The following is an 18379-nucleotide window of genomic DNA, read 5'->3' on the forward strand; positions in this document are numbered from 1 at the left end:
CCGGCGGGCGTGCCGTTCGCGAACCACACCTGCCCGACCGGCCGCCGGCCGCCGGAACCCGGACCGAGGACGTGCCCGGCGCGGTCGCCGTCCCACCGCACGGCCAGGACCGGCCAGGAGGAACCGGCCGCGAGGGCCGCGGCCCGGTCCGCCGCGCCCCGGTCGACCGGCTCTGCGGCCGCCCCGGCCGCCCGGCCCGTCGCACCTGCCGCCCTGCCTCCCCGACCCACCCCATGCATCCCACCGGTCCCGTCCGCCTGGTCCGTCCCAACCGTCCGGCCCGTTTCCCCGCCCCGGCCTCCCCGAATGCCCCAGCCGCCCCGGCCGTCCCACACGTCAGGACATATCGCCCGATTCCAAAGCGATGAGGCCGCCACGCGACCCCGCGCGCGCCCGCACCCCGCATCCGCCCTCTCCCCCGGCCTCCCTTGACTTCCTGGAGCCGCGATATATCGTGACAACCAAGAGACGCGATATGTTGCGTCATTCCGCGTTAGCCGGGAGGCCAGATCCATGCCTGTGTCGACATGGGCCATCGCCGAGCCCCAGAAACTGACCTTCGACGCCCCGGTGACCTCGCTCGACGTGCGCATCGTCGGCGGCGCCGTCAACGTCGTCGGCACCGACGAGCCGACCGCCCGGCTGGAGATCTCCGAGATCGAGGGCCCGCCGCTGATCGTGACCCACGAGGACGGCGCGCTCACGGTCGCGTACGAGGGCCTGCCGTGGAACGACTTCCTCAAGTTGTTCGACCGCACCAGCTGGAACCGCCGCGCGGTCGTGTCCCTGGCCGTACCGGCCGGGTCGGCGGTGGCGGTCGGCGTGGTCGGCGCCGGGGCGGTGGTGTCCGGGATCGACGGACGCACGGAGGTACGGGGCGTCAGCGGCGACACCACGCTCGTCGGACTCTCCGGCCCGATCCGGGCCGAGACGGTGTCGGGCAACGTGGAGGCCCAGTCGGTCACCGGCGAGCTGCGCTTCCACACGGTCTCGGGCGATCTGACGGTCGTCGAGGGTGCCGGGACCTCGGTCCGGGCGGACTCGGTCAACGGCAACATGGTGCTGGACCTGGATCCGTCGGGGCGGCCCACGGACGTCCGGCTGACCACGGTGTCCGGCGAGATCGCGATCCGGCTGCCGCATCCGGCGGACGCGACGGTCGAGGCGAACACCGCGAGCGGCACCGTGTCCAACGGCTTCGAGGACCTGCGGGTCAGCGGCCAGTGGGGCGCGAAGAAGATCACCGGCACCCTCGGCGCCGGGACCGGGAAGCTGCGGGCGACGACGGTGTCGGGATCGATCGCCCTGCTGCGCCGCCCGGCACCCGAGGACGACCCGCACGACTCCGGCCCGTACGACTCCGAGCCGACCACCGCGGAACCTCCCGCCACGGAGCCGACCGCCTCCGGTCCGACCGCCACCGAGCCGACCGGAAAGGTGCTCTGACATGCCACCCGTATTCGCCCACGGCCGCCTCCGCCTCTATCTGCTGAAGCTGCTCGACGAGGCCCCGCGCCACGGATACGAGGTGATCCGCCTCCTGGAGGAGCGTTTCCAGGGCCTGTACGCGCCGTCGGCGGGCACGGTCTATCCGCGGCTCGCCAAGCTGGAGGCCGAGGGGCTCGTCACGCATGCCACCGAGGGCGGGCGCAAGGTCTACTCGATCACCGACGCGGGCCGCGCCGAGTTGGCGGGCCGGACCGGTGAACTGGCCGATCTGGAGGAGGAGATCAGGGACTCCGTCTCCGAACTGGCCGCCGAGATAAGGGACGACGTGCGCGGCGCGGCCGGCAAGCTGCGCAGCGAGATGCGCGCCGCGGCGCACGAGACCAGACAGGGTCGTGCCGGTTCCACGGACCGCAAGGGCGACCGGGACTTCCCGTTCGGCGAGTTCGCGGACCTCGGCGACAAGGAGTCCTGGTCGTCCGTGAAGGAGGAGCTGCGCAGGGCCAAGCAGGAATGGAAGGAACAGGCCCGTCGCGCGAAGGACGAGTCGCGCCGAGCGCGCGAGGAGGCCCAGCAGGCCCGCCGCCAGGCCAAGGAGGCCCAGGACAGGGCGCGCGAGCAGATGCAGAACGCCGCCCGCCAGGTGCAGGAGCACTTCGCGCGGGGCGACTGGCCCTCCGGCGTACGGGAAGGACTGGCCGAGATCACCGGACAGTTGGGCACATTCGCCAGGACGGGCAGCTGGCCCCCGTACATCAAGCCGGAACCCGCGGGCGCCGACCCCGAGTGGGGACGGGAGTCCGTGGGCACCGGCGAGCCGGCCCGCGACCTGGAACGGCTGCTGGACCGGTTCCGCGACGACATCCGTGACGCCGCCCGCGACCACGGCGTCACCGAGGAGCAGCTCACGGAGGCCCGCCGCCATCTGTCGACGGCCGCGGCCCGCATCGGGGCGCTGCTGCGGAAGGACGACGGCGAGAAGGGATGAGCCGCCGGGAAGAGACCGGGGCCGGACGAGGGGCGACGGGCGCACGGCCCGCGGGCGAGTCCGACGGCCTGGCAGCCGGCGGGCGGGAACCGGCGGGCGAACGTCCGAGGGACGGGAGCGACGGCCGAGGGGCCCGCTCGGGCTCGGCCCGCCCTCCGCATCCGCCCCGCTCCCCCGTCCTCCCCGTCTTCCCCGTGCTCTCCGCGTTCCCCGCCTCCTCCGTGCAGCGCACGATCCACCGTCTCGTACGTCGCGCCGTGGGCGGCGAGGACATCGGCGGCCACGCCGGGGCGGGCGGTGAGCGGCAGGAGAATGTGCTCGTCGCCGATGCGCCGGTCCTGCCGCCCCACCGCGATCCGCAGCGCCCTCGCCAGGACGCCCTTCGCCCCGCGGCCGAACGGGCGGTGCCTCGGCCCGCCCGTTCGACCGGGCCGGTCCAGCACGCCCGTGCCGTGGGCCTCCTCGACACGGGCGACGATCGCGTCGGCATCGACGCCGGTACCGGCGAGCGCGTCCGCGTCGGCCCGGGTCGGTCCGCCGCGGCGGCGCGCGGCGGCCGGATCGGTTTCGACCGCCGCCCGTCGGCCGGCGAGGCCGAGTGACGCGGCGACGGAGGCGGCCCGGCCGCTTCGCCGGGCCGGCAGTCCCGGCAGCAGGGGTCCGTCCGTGACCGATGCGGCCCCGGCCCGTTCGGCGTGGGCCACGGCACCGGTCACGGCCGTACGGGCCTCCGTCGTGTCGGGAGGCGTTCTCAGCCGCGCCTCGCCGGGGCCACCGTGACCGTGACACGGGAACCCGGCCGGGCCCGGACCAGCACCTCGCCGCCGTCCCTGCGCGCCTTGGCGTCACCGGTCACCGAGATCCGCCACGCCCCGGTGGCCGACGGCAGGGAGATCTCCGTGACACCGTGCCGACCCGCCGTGTAGGCGAGCCGGTAGAGGCCGGTGGCGTCGTCGTACGTGTCGGAACGGACGGTTCCGGCGACGGCGGGCGCGTACGGTGTGGCGGTGCGCTCCTTGTTCTTCGCGAAGGCGCCGGAGGCGTCCAGGGCGCAGTATCCGCCCCCGTAGCACCACACCCACCCGGCCCAGCCGGAGCTGTAGCGGCTCAGCGAGGACATCGCGTCCCGGTAGAAGCGGCCCATGTTCGGGAGCGTGTTGTTGAGCGGGCCCCATTCACCGACGACGATCGGGACGCGGTGCCGCGCCGGATACCGGGTGACGGCGGCCTCGTACGCCTCGACCCAGCCGGCCGACGGGTCGTAGTCGCCCCCCGCCTCCATCGCGGCGTTGTAGAAGTGCGGCGAGTAGACGGTCCGTCGGTCCGCCACGGCCCCCAGCCCGGTGGGGACGCCCTCACCGACGATGGGGGTGGGTTCGACGAACAGCCAGGTGGACCGGTCGACCGAACGGATCGCGCGGGCCAGCCTGTTGTACATCGGGGTGATCTGCCGGGCCTCGATGCGGCGGGCGGCCGCCGCCAGGTCCTCCCCCTCCCTCATCTCCCCCATCGGCTCGTTGATCAGGTCGTAGCCGAGGACGGCGGGGTGGTGCGCGTAGCGGGCGGCGAGCACCTGCCACATCCGCGCCTGGGCGCGCTGGAGGTCGGGGTCCTCGTAGAGATGGGTGAAGGCGCGCTGCACGGCGGGCTCGAAGTACTCGGAGAACCAGTCGTCGGGGTGCGGGGTGAAGGGCAGTCCGTCGGTGCGGGTCGCCCAGGCCGGGATGCCCCGGCTCCCGAACGCCGGGCCGAAGACGTCCTGGTGGGCGTCGATGAGCACCTGGATGTCGTACTTCCGCGCCCAGTCCAGGATCCGGTCGATCCGGCGCAGATACGCGGTGCTGTAGTGGCCCCGGCGCGGCTCCAGATCGTCCCAGAAGACGAGGAGGCGGGCGAGGTTGAAGCCCCTGGTGCGCAGATCGCGGAAGTGCTTCTCGGTGATGGCGGTCAGGGCCTGGTCGCCGCTGTTCGCCTTGTCCGCGACGTTCCAGCCGCGCAGGGTGAGGACACGCCCCTGGTCGTCGGTCAGGCGAGGGATGCCGTCGGCGGTCCGGTGGGAGCCGGGACGGTCCGGCGGAGCGGGGCGCGCGTCGGCGGCAAGGGCGAGCGCCCCCGCCACGAGCACGAACGAGGTGAGGACGGCGGTGACGGCCGAGGCAAGGACACGCCCCGTCCGCGTCCGGCTCCGTACGCCCGCCCGTCCCGGTGTTACCGCAGGTATCAGTTTTGGCATGCCCAGATAAGAGCAGGCCGCCCCGTACACCTCAAGAGCAGGTGAGCACGATTTTTCCGAACTGGCCGCCCGACGCCATCCGTTCGAACCCCTCGCGGGCCCGGTCCAGCGGCAGCACCTCGTCGATGACGGGCCGCACACCGGTCGTCGCGCAGAACGCCAGGAGGTCCTCCAGCTCGTCCTTGGAGCCCATGGTCGAGCCGACGACCTTCAGCTCCAGGAAGAAGATCCGGGTCAACTCGGCGTGCGAGGGCCTGTCGCCGCTGGTCGCGCCCGAGATCACCAGCGTGCCGCCGGGGCGCAGCGACTTCACCGAGTGGGACCACGTGGCGGCGCCGACGGTCTCGATGACCGCGTCGACGCGCTCCGGCAGCCGCGCACCGGGCTCGTGCGCCGCGACCGCGCCGAGTTCGACGGCGCGCTCGCGCTTGGCCGCGTCGCGGCTGGTGGCGTGGACCCGCAGCCCGGCCGCCCGGCCGAGCACGATCGCGGCGGTGGCGACACCGCCGCCCGCGCCCTGGACGAGTACCGAATCGCCGGGACGCACCCCGGCGTTGGTGAACAGCATCCGGTACGCGGTGAGCCAGGCGGTCGGCAGGCAGGCGGCCTGTTCGAAGGTCAGCTCCTTCGGCTTGGGCAGCACGTTCCAGCTCGGGACGGAGACCTGCTCGGCGAAGGTGCCCTGATAGCGCTCGGTGAGAATGGAGCGCGGCTCCTTCGGGCCGACTCCGTGCCCGGTCTGGCCGATGACGGAGTGTACGACGACCTCGTTGCCGTCCTCGTCGATCCCGGCGGCGTCGCAGCCGAGGATCATCGGCAGCTTGTCCTCGGCGAGGCCGACGCCGCGAAGGGACCAGAGGTCGTGGTGGTTGAGCGAGGCGGCCTTCACCTTGACGGTGGTCCAGCCGGGGCGCGCCTCGGGGGCGGGACGTTCACCCAGTTCAAGGCCGTCGAGGGGACGGTCGCGGTCGATGCGGGCTGCGTAGGCGGCGAACATGGCCCCGACGATAGGCCGGGGCGCGGGCCGGCGTAACCGGCCGCCGGTGTGACGCGCGCCGCGCAGCCCGGCACAGCCACGGAAACCCGGAGGGACCACGGGAAAGCGTGAAAAAGGGGCGGACGGGCAGCGGGCCCGCCCCAGACGCACCCCGCATCCGGGCACCCGTACCCGCACCGCCCCACCGCAGACCTCGGTGCCGGACCCAGGGCCGGGACCGCGACCACGGCCCGGCTCGAACCCGGCCCGAACGGCCTCGGTCCGGAACCGGGCCACGGCCCTGAACGGACCTCGGCCGAACGAGGCCCGGACCCGAACGGATCTGGGCCCCCGACCCGAACGCGTCCCGTACACCGGACCCGAACGGGCCGCGCCCCGGCCCGGACCTCAGCGCCGGGCCACGCCCTCCGCGCGGGCCGCGGCGGCCACCGCGGCCGTCACCGCGGGCGCCACGCGCTCGTCGAACGGCGACGGGATCACGTAGTCGGGGGCGAGCTCGTCACCCACCACGTCCGCCAGCGCGTTCGCGGCGGCGATCTTCATGCCCTCGGTGATCCGGGAGGCCCGGACCTGGAGGGCGCCCGCGAAGATGCCCGGGAAGGCCAGCACGTTGTTGATCTGGTTCGGGTAGTCCGAACGACCGGTCGCCACGACGGAGGCGTACTTGTGCGCGACGTCGGGGTGGACCTCGGGGTTCGGGTTGGCCATGGCGAAGACGAACGCGCCGGGCGCCATCGACGCGACGGCCGCCTCGGGCACCGTGCCGCCGGAGACGCCGATGAACACGTCCGCGCCGGCCAGCGCGCTCTCCAGCGGGCCGGAGATCCCGGCCCGGTTGGTGATCTCGGCCAGCTCCCGCTTGACGGCCGTCAGGTCCTCGCGGTCCCGGCTGACGACGCCCTTGCGGTCGGCCACGGCGACGTCGCCGAGCCCCGCCTCCAGCAGGAACTTCGCGATGGCGACCCCGGCCGCACCGGCGCCGGAGATGACGGCGCGCAGGTCACCGAGCTCACGGCCGGACAGCTTCGCCGCGTTGCGCAGGGCCGCGAGGGTGACCACGGCGGTGCCGTGCTGGTCGTCGTGGAAGACCGGGATGTCGAGCCGCTCCTGGAGCCTGCGCTCGATCTCGAAGCAGCGCGGCGCCGAGATGTCCTCCAGGTTCACGCCGCCGAAGGACGGCGCGAGCCGGACGACGGTCTCGACGATCTCGTCCGCGTCGGTGGTCGCGAGCGCGATCGGCACCGCGTCGACCCCGCCGAACTGCTTGAAGAGGATCGCCTTCCCCTCCATCACGGGCAGGGACGCCTCGGGTCCGATGTCGCCGAGGCCGAGGACCGCGGTCCCGTCCGTCACGACGGCCACGACCTGCGACTTCCAGGTGTAGTCATGGACCAGCTCCGGGTTCTCCGCGATGGCGCTGCACACCTTGGCGACGCCCGGCGTGTACGCGAGGGAGAGGTCGTCCTTGTCACGGACGGGAACGGTGGCCCGCACGGCCATCTTGCCGCCGCGGTGCAGGGCGAAGGCCGGATCGAACGGCTCGTCGGTGGTGCCGTTGCCGGTACTGCTGTCAGTGGTGCTGTCGCCGCGAGGATTGACGATCTCCGCTGCCATGGTGTTGACCCCTTAAGTCTTTCATCGTTTGAGGGTGGCCACTCCTGGTTGAGGAGGGGTGGGCGGGCACCGCGTACGCGCCCTGCGCCCGGCGGTTGGCCCGCCCCGGCAGGGGGGAGATACATACGCGCGGGGCGCGCCGCACACGCGCCCTGAGCCCCGGATGAGGGGTGTAAAGGTCTTTCTTACCGGACGGACCGCATTACGGACGAGTTCATGACCACGCGGTGACACGACTCATAGTCGGAAACCAGGACAAACTCAGTCGATCGACACACGACATCCACTGGCCCGGACACACCGGAGATCCTCCGGCACGCGAGGGGAGACTTCGCGGAAGGTCCGGCCCCGAAGGTCCGGTGCGACGAGATCCGGGGATCGCCCGTTATCTGATTTTGACATGCTCGGACGACTAAAAGCACTGGTCAGAGTGGCAAGATGCCCTCACTATCCAGAGCGACGACACCTGAGAACAGGTGTCGTTCATCGCTCGGCAATTCCCCCCTTCATCCGCTGGAGGATTCCGATCATGACCGCAAGCACCTTTGGCCGTACGGCCACGAAGTCCCGAATGGCGGCGGTCGGCACCATCGCGCTCGCCGGAGTCATGCTGCTGACCGCGTGCGGCGACCAGACCAAGAGCGGATCCAACAGTTCCGGCTCGACGAGGCCCGGCGGCACGGACTCCGCGGCCGCCGCGCTCCTGCCGCCGGAGATCAAGGCCAAGGGTGTCGTCAGGGTCGGTTCGGACATCGCGTACCCGCCGGTCGAGTTCAAGGACAAGTCGGGTAGAACGGTCGGCATCGACCCGGACATCGCCGCCGCGCTCGGCAAGGAGCTCGGCGTGACGTTCCAGTTCGAGAACGGCACGTTCGACACGCTGATCACGGGTCTGCGCTCCAAGCGCTACGACGCGGCGATGTCGTCGATGACCGACACCAAGGACCGCCAGAACGGCGTCGACTCCGAGACCGGGAAGAAGGTCGGCGAGGGCGTCGACTTCGTCGACTACTTCACCGCCGGGGTCTCGATCTACACCAGGAAGGGCGACGACCAGGGAATCAAGACCTGGGCGGACCTGTGCGGCAAGAAGATCGCCGTGCAGCGCGGCACCGTCTCGCACGACCTCGCCAAGTCCGAGGCGAAGAAGTGCCCGGGCGGGAAGACGATCGCGATGGAGACCTTCGACAACGATCTGGAGGCCCAGACCCGGCTGCGCAGCGGCGGCGCGGACGCCGGCTCCTCCGACTTCCCGGTGGCCGTGCACGCGGTGAAGACCTCGGGTGGCGGCAAGGACTTCGAGCTCGTGGGCGAGCAGGTCGAGGCCGCGCCGTACGGCATCGCCGTCGCCAAGGGCAACGACCAGCTGACCAAGGCGATCCAGGCGGCCCTGGACGCGATCATCAAGAACGGCGAGTACGGCCGGATCCTGGCCAAGTGGGGCGTGGAGGCCGGTGCGGTGACCAAGGCCGAGGTGAACGGCGGATCCTGACCGGTTCGGCGCTGAAAGGTTTCTTCCGTGACTGACATCAAGAAGACGGGCCCGGCCGACCGGCCACCCGTGCCCCCCGCCTCGTCGGCCGCGCCGCAGTCGATCAAGGCCATTCCGGTCCGGCACTACGGCCGGTACGTCTCCGCCGTCGTCGCCATCGCGGCGCTCGTCGCGATCGTCTACGCCTTCGGCCAGGGCCGGATCAACTGGGGCGCGGTACCGGAGTACTTCTTCGACGACCGCATCATGACGGGCGTCGGCAAGACCCTGCTGCTGACCGCCCTGTCGATGGTGATCGGCATCGCCGGCGGTGTCCTGCTGGCCGTCATGCGGCTGTCGAAGAACCCGGTGACCTCGTCGATCGCCTGGTTCTACATCTGGTTCTTCCGCGGCACCCCGGTCCTGGTCCAGCTGTTCGTCTGGTTCAACCTCGGGCTGGTCTTCGAGTACATCAACCTCGGGCCGATCTACAAGGACTACTGGTCGAGCTTCATGACGCCGCTGCTGACGGCGCTGCTCGGCCTGGGGCTCAACGAGGCCGCCTACATGGCGGAGATCTGCCGGGCGGGTCTGCTCTCGGTCGACGAGGGCCAGACGGAGGCGTCGCACGCGCTGGGCATGAGCCACGGCAGGACCCTGTGGCGGGTCGTGATCCCGCAGGCGATGCGGGTGATCGTGCCGCCCACGGGCAACGAGGTCATCAACATGCTCAAGACGACGTCCCTGGTGGCCGCCGTCCAGTTCTACGAACTGTTCAAGTTCGCGCAGGACATCGGGCAGTCGTCCGGCGCCCCGGTCGAGATGTACTTCCTGGCCGCGGCCTGGTACCTGATCATGACCTCGGTGCTGAGCGTCGGCCAGTTCTACCTGGAGCGGTACTACGCCCGCGGCTCGACCCGCAGCCTGCCGCCCACCCCGTTGCAGAAGGTCAGGGCCGTCCTGCTGTCCCTGGGCCGCCCGAAGGGAGGCGTGGCATGAAGGCCACCGCCATGGTGAAGGCCGAGGGCGTCCACAAGTCCTTCGGCGCCGCGCACATCCTCAAGGGCATCGACCTGGAGGTCGCCCCGCGCGAGGTCTTCTGCCTGATCGGCCCGTCCGGTTCCGGCAAGTCGACCTTCCTGCGGTGCATCAACCACCTGGAGAAGATCAACGCCGGACGGCTCTACGTCGACGGCGAGCTGGTCGGCTACCGCCAGAAGGGCGACAAGCTCTACGAGCTGAGGGACAGCGAAGTCGCCCTGAAGCGCCGGGACATCGGGATGGTCTTCCAGCGCTTCAACCTCTTCCCGCACATGACGGCGATCGAGAACGTCATGGAGGCCCCGGTCCAGGTCAAGCGCGAGGCGAAGGCCGTGGCGCGGGCCCGCGCCGAGCGGCTGCTGGACCGGGTGGGCCTGGCCGACAAGGCGGGGAACTACCCCTCCCAGCTGTCCGGCGGCCAGCAGCAGCGGGTGGCCATCGCCCGCGCCCTGGCCATGGAGCCGAAGCTGATGCTCTTCGACGAGCCGACGTCGGCGCTCGACCCGGAACTGGTGGGCGACGTCCTGGACGTCATGCGCTCGCTCGCGGAGGACGGCATGACGATGGTCGTCGTCACCCACGAGATGGGCTTCGCCCGCGAGGTGGGCGACGCGCTGGTCTTCATGGACAACGGCGTGGTGGTCGAGTCGGGCCACCCGCGCGAGGTCCTGACCAGGCCTCGGCACGAGCGGACGAAGTCGTTCCTGTCGAAGGTGCTCTGACCGGCCGGGACACCGAGGGAGGGCGGTGCGGGCCCGGCCGGGCCCGCACCGCCCTCTCTCGCGTCAGCACGGACGGAGCCGCGACGGCGCCACCACCCGCACCACCGGCACCGCCCGCCTCATTTGACGGCGAGCACCAAGGTGTCCGACGGCGACGCCCAGACGGCGCGTGCCTCGCCGAACCCCGCCTCGCGCAGGGTGTCGACGTGCCAGCGCACCGACGGCATGTCGCCGTCCGCGTGTTCGCCGTAGATCCTGTACCGCTCGGCGGTCGGCTCGGCGAGCACCGGGTCCTTGGCCGCGAGGGCCCACCAGTCCGCCCAGTCCACGGCCCCCGCGGCCTTGGCCCGGTCCATCCCTGCGTGCCGGTGCGCGCGCTCGGCCGCGTTGATCCGGGGCGTGTCGGTGTCGATCATGTGATCTGCGTTCATGAACACCCCGCCGTCCCTGACGAGCCCGCCGATCCGCCGGTAGAGCGCGGTGAGCGGCTCGGCGTGCAGCCAGTGCAGGGCGGTGGCGGTGAGAACGGCGTCGTACGAGTCGTGCGGCAGCCGCCCGGCCCAGTCGGGGTCCTTGAGGTCGGCGGTGACGAACGTGACGCGCTCGTCGCCGTCGAAGTACCCGCGGGCGATGGCGAGCAGCGCGGGGTCGAGGTCGACGCCCGTACTGGTCGCCTCCGGGAACCGCTTGAGCAGCCGGTCCGTAATACTTCCCGTACCGCATGCGAGATCGAGGACGCGCGGCCGGGGCCCCACGAAGGCCTCGACCATGTCCAGCATCACGCGGAACCGTTCCTCACGGTCGGGCATGTACCACTCCTGCTGCCGGTCCCAGCTCTCCTGCCAGGCCGCCCAGTCGGTGTGCGCGGTCGTCTCCGCCACGAGATACCTCCATGTAATACCCTGGTACGGAAAAAGCCCGTTACAGCGTTCGGCAAGACTTTAGACCGACTCCGTAAGGACTACAAGTGGAACTGGCCTATTACTCGGACTACGCCGTGAAACTGGTCAACACCGAGGAGCCGGCCCGCAGCAAGGACTCCCTCACCTCGGTGGAGGCGGTCCGCGAACTCTTCGGCGCCAACCAGCAGGCGGCCCGGCGCGCCACCGACGCGGACGTGACCCGTTTCCGGTCCGTACGGGCCCGCCTGCGCGCGGTCTTCGAGGCGGCCGACGGGGGCGACGAGACGCTCGCCGTCGACCTGCTCAACTCCCTGCTGCTGGAATTCCCGGTCAGCCCGCAGATCTCCGGGCACGATGTGCGCGACGTGGACGGCAAGCCGGACTGGCACATGCACCTGGCGGACCATCCGTCGAACGCGACGGCCGGGTACGCGGCCATCGCCGCGATGGGGCTCGCGTTCCACCTCACCTCGTACGGCGCGGACCGGCTCGGCCTGTGCCAGTCGGCACCGTGCCGCAACGCCTACCTGGACACCTCGACCAACCGTTCCCGCCGCTACTGCTCGGACCGCTGCGCGACCCGCGCCAACGTGGCCGCCTACCGGGCCCGCAAGCGCCTGGAGACGGAACGCGCCGCCGAGACCGGCCGCACGGCACGGACCGCCCAGGCGAGCACCCCGCGCAGCGTGCGCTGATCCTTCTTCAGCGGCCGGTACCGCACCCGGGCCCGGGCCAGCACGAACTCCTCGGGCACCGTCCCGTAGTCCGTGCTGTCGCCACCCGCGAACGTGTTGTCGGCCAGCACCCACCAGCCGCCCCGGCGCCGCTCGGCGGCCCGCTTGACGATCAGCAGGTCCTGCTGGAACGGGTGGCGCAGAATCACCACGTCCCCGGGGCGCACCGTCGCCCCGTAGTGCACGAGCAGCCAGTCGCCGTGATGGAGCGTGGGCACCATCGACGGCCCCGTCACCTCCACCACCTGGAACGGCACGCGTCCCGTCGGCCCCCGCCCGGACCTATCCCGCGTCGGCTCAGGCACGTCCGGCACCTCCGGCACCTCTCTCATCTCTCCGGCACCTCCCCGCTCCGTCCAGCACCAGGATCCACCACACGGTCCCCTACAGCGTTCCGTACTTTCGGCCACCGGACCCACGCTCACCCCGGACTTTTGGCCTAAGCCCCCGGGGCCACCCACGAAAACCGGTCTCTCACGGAGTAATGTCCCACCTGAGAAGACGATCACGAGGAAGGACAGCTCCATGCTTTCCCGCCTGTTTGCCCCCAAGGTGAAGGTCAGCGCCCACTGCGACCTGCCCTGCGGCGTGTACGACCCGGCCCAGGCCCGCATCGAGGCGGAGTCCGTCAAGGCCGTCCAGGAGAAGTACCAGGCCAACGAGGACCCGCACTTCCGGGCCCGTGCCACGGTCATCAAGGAGCAGCGCGCCGAGCTGGCCAAGCACCACATCTCGGTGCTGTGGAGCGACTACTTCAAGCCCCCGCACTTCGAGAAGTACCCGCAGCTGCACCAGCTGGTCAACGACGCCCTGAAGGCCCTGTCGGCCGCGAAGGCGTCCACGGACCCGGCGACGGGCCAGAAGGCGCTGGACTACATCGCCGAGATCGACAAGATCTTCTGGGAGACCAAGAAGGCGTGACCTTCGGTCACACCCTTTGATCCGCGGCCTCCTCGGTCGCCGGGTCCTCCTGACCGCACCCGGTCCGCGGGCCGCCGATCACGGCGTCCACGACGGCCCGGGTGCGGTCCGTTCCGCCCGGCCGCGGGTGGGCGCGGATCCGCGGCGTGGTGACGGCGGACGCGCGGCCGAGGACCGGCCGGACGTCGTATGGCAGATCACCGCGGCCTTCAGCGTGGCCGACGAACGCCTCGGCGGCGGCCACGGCCTGACCACGGTCACCGCGTACCTCGCCGACACCACCGCCCCCAACCTTCGGGGCCGGTTCCGCAGCGAAGCCCTACGTCGGGCCGCGTTCGATGCGGTCGCAGAACTCGCCTACCCCGCCGGGTAAAAGCACCACAACCTGGGCCAGTAGGCTGCCGCCCAGCGCTACTACCAGGTCGGCTATCAGCTCGCCTGCGAAGCCCCTCGTCGTCGAGCCACGCCGCGCGCCGCGCGCGAGACCAGCCGCCTCGATGACATGCGGCTGTGCGCATCGGAGCTCGTTGCCAACGCCGTATTTCACGCAACACCTGTCGGCCGCCTGATCCTCGTACGCGTCGAGTCCCTCGACGAACAGCTGCGCATCGACGGTCCACGACGCCAGCGACAACGCCCCCGCCCAGGGCGTTCCCGAGGAGTCCGCCGTCGACGGCCGCGGCTTGCTGGTCGTCTCGGCGACTGCCGACAACTGGGGCGTGAAGGAGAGGACGCGTCCCGGAAAGTGTGTCTGGGCCGCATTCGATCGCGACAAGAACGGGGCCGCACCCATGCCGTCCCGCTATACGGGGCCCCCGGGCGACACAGCATGACCACGCAGCCCGTCACCCGTCCCGGCGGACGGTTCAAGCGGCACCCGCTGCTTCCCTCCGTCGTAATCGCAGGGATGACTCGCCTTGTCCGCCCGAAAGCCGAGGTCGTCCCAGCGAAGACCGTGGCCCCGTCGGGTGCGCTTCCGCCCTGCCGGTGCTCCCGGTGCCAGGCGGTGCGATGACCGCGCGACCAGGGCAGCCGAAACCGCCTGCGCAGCCCGGCTTCGGCTGGTGCCACTGGCACCGAGGCCCATCCGGCATCGCGGTCCCGATCAGCGTCATCGAGCAGGGCTCCGGTGCCGGGGTCGGCCTGTACGCGTACGCCCCGTGTCGGGAGCAGCGCCGACTGCGTCCGTACGGTGAGCGGCCGTGACCGGGCTCGCACCGGCCCGGGAAGGGCTCGCGTCGGCGTGCCGGATCGGTGAGCACGAGGAGTGGCCGGGGCCGGGCGTCACCCTGCCGGAACCGCCCCCGCCCCGCTCCGGAAGCTCGACGCACCGCATCCGCGAGACCGCGCGTAGTGGCGCCGAAGACACTGGGGCCCGGCCCCAACTCCCGTCCGGTAGCGCACGGTTCCCCGCGCCAGCCTGGTCGCCCCCGTCCGCAAGACCCGAACCGGCCTAGTTGTCACCCCGATTGTGAACGCGGTTCGGACAGCCGGTACCTTCTCGATCAACGTCGGGAAGGCACCGCGTCGCCATCGGGCGGCGCGGGGATTCGGCGTCGCCTCGGTGCGGTGACGAGGCACGGCTCATGGACCGCCGAAGCCCGCCCCGGACATCCCGGCAGGAGCGACGCGACCCGTTCGGTCGCGGCGAACACCTGGGCGAAGAACGGAAGATGTGACCAGCGCTCGACGGGGCGCTCGGCGCGTTGACCGCCTTCTCGAACGCGTTGCCGGTGATGATGACCGTACCGACGTGAATTCCGATGCCTCCAGTGTGCGACCGACAAGTCCCCTGGGCGGGATCGGTCGATATGAGTGGACATGCGTATCCGGCGGGTATGCGCTCACGACAGGAGACAGGGATGACCACCGAGGGCTTCACCACGTGTCTGTGGTTCGACGGGCAGGCCGAGGAGGCGGCGGAGTACTACCTCTCGGTGTTCAGTAACTCCCGTCGCGGCAGGACCGTGCGGTACACGGAAGCCGGGCCCGGGCCCGCGGGGTCGGTCATGACCGTCGAGTTCGAGATCAACGGCCAGAGGTTCATCGGGGTGAACGGCGGACCGGAGTTCACGTTCAACGAGGCCGTCTCGTTCCAGATCGGCTGCGCGGACCAGGACGAGGTGGACTACTACTGGGGCCGGCTCACCGACGGCGGCGAAGAGGGGCCCTGTGGCTGGCTGAAAGACCGCTACGGCGTCTCCTGGCAGGTCACCCCCGACCTGCTGACCGATCTGCTCGCCGATCAGGACGCCGCACGGGCCGCGCGGACCACCGCGGCGATGATGACCATGAAGAAGCTGGACATCGCCGCGCTGCGCAAGGCGCACGACGCGGGCTGAGGCGCAACGGGGGAACGGGGGAACGGCCCCGACGACGAAGTCGACGAGGGCGCGTCAATCCGCGGAACCGGCACCCGGACCCGTCGGCCACAGGCGTCCGCGCCCTCCGCGTCGTCGACGCATCAGCTGGACGCGCCACGGCTCGCCGGGCCCGGGGCGGCACCGGATGTCGTGCACGTACGGCGGCGGGTCCCAGGGCCCCCCGGCGCTTCCGTACACGTCGCCTCGTGGCCCTCCGCCCCGTTCCGGCTCGCGCGCGTCCCGGTCAGTCCGGCGGCGACAAGTGCCGGTAGCTGTCCGGATGTTGCCTCAGGTAGGTCGCCAGGTCCATCGCCGGGTGGCCGGTGAGGGTCGGCACGGCGTCCGAGACCACGGCCATCTCGCCTGCCGCGATGGCCTCGTACGACGTCACCCAGCCGGTCACCTCCCAGTCCTCGGCGCCGTACCGCGCCCGCGAGGCGTACGCCTCCTCGCGGGTCTCCGGGACATAGGTGATGGTCCGGCCGGTGGCCCGGCCGAGCTGTTCGGCGGCCTCGGCGAGGGTGAACGCCTCGGGGCCGGTGAGGTCGTAGGTGGCCCCGTCGTGGCGGGTTGCGTCGGTCTCGGTGTCGGCGAGGAGGACGGCGGTCGCGGCGTCCGCGATGTCTTCGTGCGCCACCGCCGCCAGCCGGCCGTCGCCGCCCGGACCACGCAGGACGCCGTCGGGGCCGGTCATCGCGGGGAGCGCGGCGAGGTACAGGCTGTCGCGCAGGAAGGTGTGGCGGACGTCGGCGACCCGGATGTGCGCCTCGGTGTGCCAGTGGTCCCGGGCGAATGTGAACGTGGCGTCCGGCGAGGCGCCGAGGAAGGAGACGTACACGATCCGTTCGACGCCGACGGCCACCGCCGCGTCCACGGCCGTCATGTGCTCACGGACCCGGTCGGGGCCCTCGTGCGCCGAGACGAGGAAGAGGGTGTGCGCCCCGGCGAGGGCGAGTCGCATGGCCTCGCCGTCCCCGTAGGAGGCGGGCGGCGCGGCCACGGCTCCGGGCAGTTCGGGCAGGCGGGACAGGTCGCGGGTGAGGAGCCGTACGGGGACTCCGGCGCGCGCGAGGCGTCGCGCGACGCGTCCGCCGACGGCACCGCTCGCGCCCGTGACGGCGATGACGGGCGCGGCGTGGGCAGAGGAACCCGGGGCAGGGGGACTCGGGGCTGTGGGGCCGGTGCGGTCCGAGGGGTTCACGCTCACTCGCCTCCCCCGCGCGGCCAGGGGCGCACCTCCACGACGGCGTCCACCGGGACCGGTCCGTAGATGTGCGGGAAGTCCTCGCCGCCAGGCACGGCGGGTTCGTACCGTACGGGGACCGGCAGCCGGTCCGGGTCGATGACGAGGACAACCAGGTCCTGGTCACTGGCCCCGGCCCGGCTCCCGGCGCCGTACAGCATCTCGGCCACTCCGTCGAGCTGGTGCGGCAGCGAGCAGTGGATGAAGCCCTCTTCGTGCAGGGTGCGACCGCGGGTGGACATCTCGTACGTCCCGATCCCGCGGGCCGCCTCCCACAGGGGGCCTTCGGTGAGGTGCAGCAGCAGTTCGGCCATGGGCCAACGCTAAGGGCTGCCCCGTGATCCGTGGTGGATCAGCGCGCGGCGTCGGATGTGCTGCATCGTTGGCAATAAGGGCAGATGCGAGCCGAGTCCGCACACGTCCGCAGGGCACGACGGACACACGCGAGCCGCGGAAGGCGTGGCGAGCGCGCACCCGAGTGGCGGCGAGCCCCTTTACGAGTGACCGCCTGCACGACCGTGGACGACGGTCCGTACGCCGACCGCGGGCCATCGACGGCACGCCCGCGAATGACGGTCCGTGAGGCCGCCACGGCCACCGACGGCACGCCCGCGAGTGACGGGTGCGGGCTCACACCCGGGCCGGGCAGCCGTCGTTCACGGTGAGGCGACGAGCGGGCTGCGGTTGCGCAGCAGCCACTGGCGGTACCCGGCCGCCCGGTGGGCCGCCTCGCGGTAGGCCGCCTCCAGCTCCGCGTACACCGTCCCCATGTCGGCGCCCGGCCGGGACACCAGCAGCAGCCGTACGGCGAGGGGGTCGTCGCGCAGGGGGCGGATGGCCATGTCGTCGCGCGGTCCGGACGTGGGCTGGCACGGCGCGACCGCCTCGCCGAGCACGACCAGGGACGCGGCGGTGAGGTAGTCCCCGTGCAGGACGGTCGGTGCGAGCCCCGCCTCGTCGAGCACCCGGCGCAGCCCGTCCCACTCGCCGTCCACCGTCGGGTCGACCATCCAGCGGTCCGCGGCCAGGTCCCCGAGGTCGACGACGGACCGGGCGGCGGCGGGATGGTCCCGGGCCATGCAGACGAACTGCGGTTCTCGGTCCAGGAGCACGCGTTGCGTCAGCCCCTCGGGGACGGTCAGCGGGCAGCCCTCGACCTCGTGCACGAACGCGACGTCGAGCCCGCCGGCCTCGACCGTGCGCAGCAGGGCGCCGGCCGACACGTCGACCCGCAGCGAGATGTCCGTGTCCGGCAGCCGGAGCCGCAGCCTGCGCAGCCAGCCGCCGACGACCCGGCTCGCGGTGCTGCCGATACGCAGCCGGGGGCCGGACGCCCGTACCGCGTCGGCCTCCGCCTTCGCGTCGCTGACCAGGGCGGTCATGCCGTCGACCAGGGGGCGGGCCCGGCTGAGGACCGCGCGGCCGAGCAACGTCGGGCGGCAGCCGGTCCGTTCCCGGCAGAACAGTTCGGCACCGAGGGTCTTCTCGATCCGCCGCAGCTGGGTGGTCAGGGAGGGCTGGCTCACGCCCAGCCTGCGGGCGGCTTGGTGCAGGCTGCCCGCGTCCGCTATGGCGCACAGCGCCCTGAGGTGTCTCACCTCAAGCTCCATGCCGTCGAGCGTAGGACGGCGGGCAGCCGTCGCACCAGATGTCCGTACCACTTCAAACTCCGTGAATTCACCGGGAGTTGACCATACGGCCGGG

17 protein-coding genes and 2 pseudogenes are annotated in these 18379 nt (G+C 71.7%); 9 read left to right on the forward strand and 10 right to left on the reverse strand.

All coding sequences use genetic code 11. From position 1 onward, the window contains the following. Positions 1–513: 513 nt before the first annotated feature. Together ACFYY6_RS05615 and ACFYY6_RS05620 are read left to right on the forward strand one after the other, a co-directional pair. Positions 514–1446 carry a DUF4097 domain-containing protein gene (locus ACFYY6_RS05615; RefSeq protein ID WP_388648201.1) on the forward strand — a complete coding sequence of 311 codons (933 nt, stop codon included), beginning with the start codon at positions 514–516 and terminating at the stop codon, positions 1444–1446. Position 1447: 1 nt separating this feature from the next. After that, a complete protein-coding gene (locus tag ACFYY6_RS05620; protein WP_351520816.1) occupies positions 1448–2434 on the forward strand; it encodes a helix-turn-helix transcriptional regulator in 987 nt (328 codons plus the stop codon). Positions 2435–2631: 197 nt separating this feature from the next. On the opposite strand, the pseudogene ACFYY6_RS05625 reads toward ACFYY6_RS05620, so the two are convergent. From ACFYY6_RS05625 to ACFYY6_RS05640, 4 genes and pseudogenes are all read right to left on the reverse strand, one after another. Next, positions 2632–3189, reverse strand: a pseudogene (locus ACFYY6_RS05625) (Clp protease N-terminal domain-containing protein); the annotation flags it as partial. Beyond that, on the reverse strand, positions 3186–4667 hold the full coding sequence (locus ACFYY6_RS05630; protein WP_389191797.1) for a cellulase family glycosylhydrolase: 1482 nt from the start codon (positions 4665–4667) through the stop codon (positions 3186–3188). The gene ACFYY6_RS05630 and the pseudogene ACFYY6_RS05625, both read right to left, overlap by 4 nt. Before the next feature lie 31 nt (positions 4668–4698). Continuing rightward, the gene (locus tag ACFYY6_RS05635; RefSeq protein ID WP_351520820.1) at positions 4699–5664 is read right to left on the reverse strand and encodes a zinc-binding dehydrogenase; all 966 of its coding nucleotides are present in this window, start codon (positions 5662–5664) and stop codon (positions 4699–4701) included. Positions 5665–6051: 387 nt separating this feature from the next. Further along, on the reverse strand, positions 6052–7278 hold the full coding sequence (locus ACFYY6_RS05640; protein ID WP_351520822.1) for an NADP-dependent malic enzyme: 1227 nt from the start codon (positions 7276–7278) through the stop codon (positions 6052–6054). A 529-nt stretch (positions 7279–7807) separates the two neighbouring features. Here ACFYY6_RS05640 and ACFYY6_RS05645 point away from each other — a divergent pair. The 3 genes from ACFYY6_RS05645 to ACFYY6_RS05655 are packed head-to-tail and all read left to right on the forward strand — an operon-like array spanning position 7808 to position 10512. Beyond that, positions 7808–8770, forward strand: coding sequence for an ABC transporter substrate-binding protein (locus tag ACFYY6_RS05645; protein WP_351520824.1), 963 nt, complete (start codon positions 7808–7810; stop codon positions 8768–8770). 27 nt (positions 8771–8797) lie between these two features. Next, a complete protein-coding gene (locus ACFYY6_RS05650; RefSeq protein WP_351520826.1) occupies positions 8798–9748 on the forward strand; it encodes an amino acid ABC transporter permease in 951 nt (316 codons plus the stop codon). Further along, a complete protein-coding gene (locus ACFYY6_RS05655) occupies positions 9745–10512 on the forward strand; it encodes an amino acid ABC transporter ATP-binding protein (protein WP_351520827.1) in 768 nt (255 codons plus the stop codon). Before ACFYY6_RS05650 ends, ACFYY6_RS05655 begins: the two co-directional genes overlap by 4 nt. A gap of 119 nt (positions 10513–10631) precedes the next feature. On the opposite strand, the gene ACFYY6_RS05660 is transcribed toward ACFYY6_RS05655, so the two are convergent. Continuing rightward, entirely contained in the window at positions 10632–11321 is a 690-nt protein-coding gene (locus ACFYY6_RS05660) for a class I SAM-dependent methyltransferase (RefSeq protein WP_351525375.1), read from the reverse strand. A 158-nt stretch (positions 11322–11479) separates the two neighbouring features. Between ACFYY6_RS05660 and ACFYY6_RS05665 the strand changes: the two genes are divergently transcribed. Further along, positions 11480–12109 (forward strand): CGNR zinc finger domain-containing protein, encoded by a 630-nt coding sequence (locus ACFYY6_RS05665; protein ID WP_351525366.1) that lies wholly within the window; start codon positions 11480–11482, stop codon positions 12107–12109. On the opposite strand, the gene sodX is transcribed toward ACFYY6_RS05665, so the two are convergent. Continuing rightward, positions 12013–12480, reverse strand: a complete 468-nt coding sequence (gene sodX, locus ACFYY6_RS05670) for a nickel-type superoxide dismutase maturation protease (protein ID WP_351525367.1) — start codon at positions 12478–12480, stop codon at positions 12013–12015. The two genes, ACFYY6_RS05665 and sodX, sit on opposite strands and share 97 nt — an antisense overlap. A 193-nt stretch (positions 12481–12673) precedes the next feature. On the opposite strand from sodX, the gene sodN reads away from it, so the two are divergent. Further along, the gene (sodN, locus tag ACFYY6_RS05675; RefSeq protein WP_073781898.1) at positions 12674–13069 is read left to right on the forward strand and encodes a superoxide dismutase, Ni; all 396 of its coding nucleotides are present in this window, start codon (positions 12674–12676) and stop codon (positions 13067–13069) included. A 163-nt stretch (positions 13070–13232) separates the two neighbouring features. Next, positions 13233–13463, forward strand: a pseudogene (locus tag ACFYY6_RS05680) (tetratricopeptide repeat protein); the annotation flags it as partial. On the opposite strand, the gene ACFYY6_RS05685 reads toward ACFYY6_RS05680, so the two are convergent. Then, positions 13389–13862 carry a hypothetical protein gene (locus ACFYY6_RS05685; RefSeq protein ID WP_389191854.1) on the reverse strand — a complete coding sequence of 158 codons (474 nt, stop codon included), beginning with the start codon at positions 13860–13862 and terminating at the stop codon, positions 13389–13391. The pseudogene ACFYY6_RS05680 and the gene ACFYY6_RS05685 overlap by 75 nt on opposite strands. A gap of 1069 nt (positions 13863–14931) precedes the next feature. On the opposite strand from ACFYY6_RS05685, the gene ACFYY6_RS05690 reads away from it, so the two are divergent. Continuing rightward, on the forward strand, positions 14932–15411 hold the full coding sequence (locus ACFYY6_RS05690; RefSeq protein WP_351525369.1) for a VOC family protein: 480 nt from the start codon (positions 14932–14934) through the stop codon (positions 15409–15411). 265 nt (positions 15412–15676) lie between these two features. Here ACFYY6_RS05690 and ACFYY6_RS05695 read toward each other — a convergent pair whose 3' ends face one another. The 3 genes from ACFYY6_RS05695 to ACFYY6_RS05705 all read right to left on the reverse strand — a co-directional run bounded on the left by ACFYY6_RS05695 (position 15677) and on the right by ACFYY6_RS05705 (position 18285). Then, the gene (locus ACFYY6_RS05695) at positions 15677–16555 is read right to left on the reverse strand and encodes an NAD(P)H-binding protein (protein WP_351525376.1); all 879 of its coding nucleotides are present in this window, start codon (positions 16553–16555) and stop codon (positions 15677–15679) included. A gap of 80 nt (positions 16556–16635) precedes the next feature. Further along, complete coding sequence (locus ACFYY6_RS05700; protein WP_351525370.1) at positions 16636–16989, reverse strand: DUF952 domain-containing protein; 354 nt, start codon at positions 16987–16989, stop codon at positions 16636–16638. 342 nt (positions 16990–17331) lie between these two features. After that, positions 17332–18285: a LysR family transcriptional regulator gene (locus tag ACFYY6_RS05705; protein ID WP_351635867.1), complete on the reverse strand. Its 954-nt coding sequence runs from the start codon at positions 18283–18285 to the stop codon at positions 17332–17334. Positions 18286–18379: the final 94 nt, after the last annotated feature.

This window comes from Streptomyces sp. NPDC001750, from assembly GCF_042892615.1.
Taxonomy (GTDB): Bacteria; Actinomycetota; Actinomycetes; order Streptomycetales; family Streptomycetaceae; genus Streptomyces.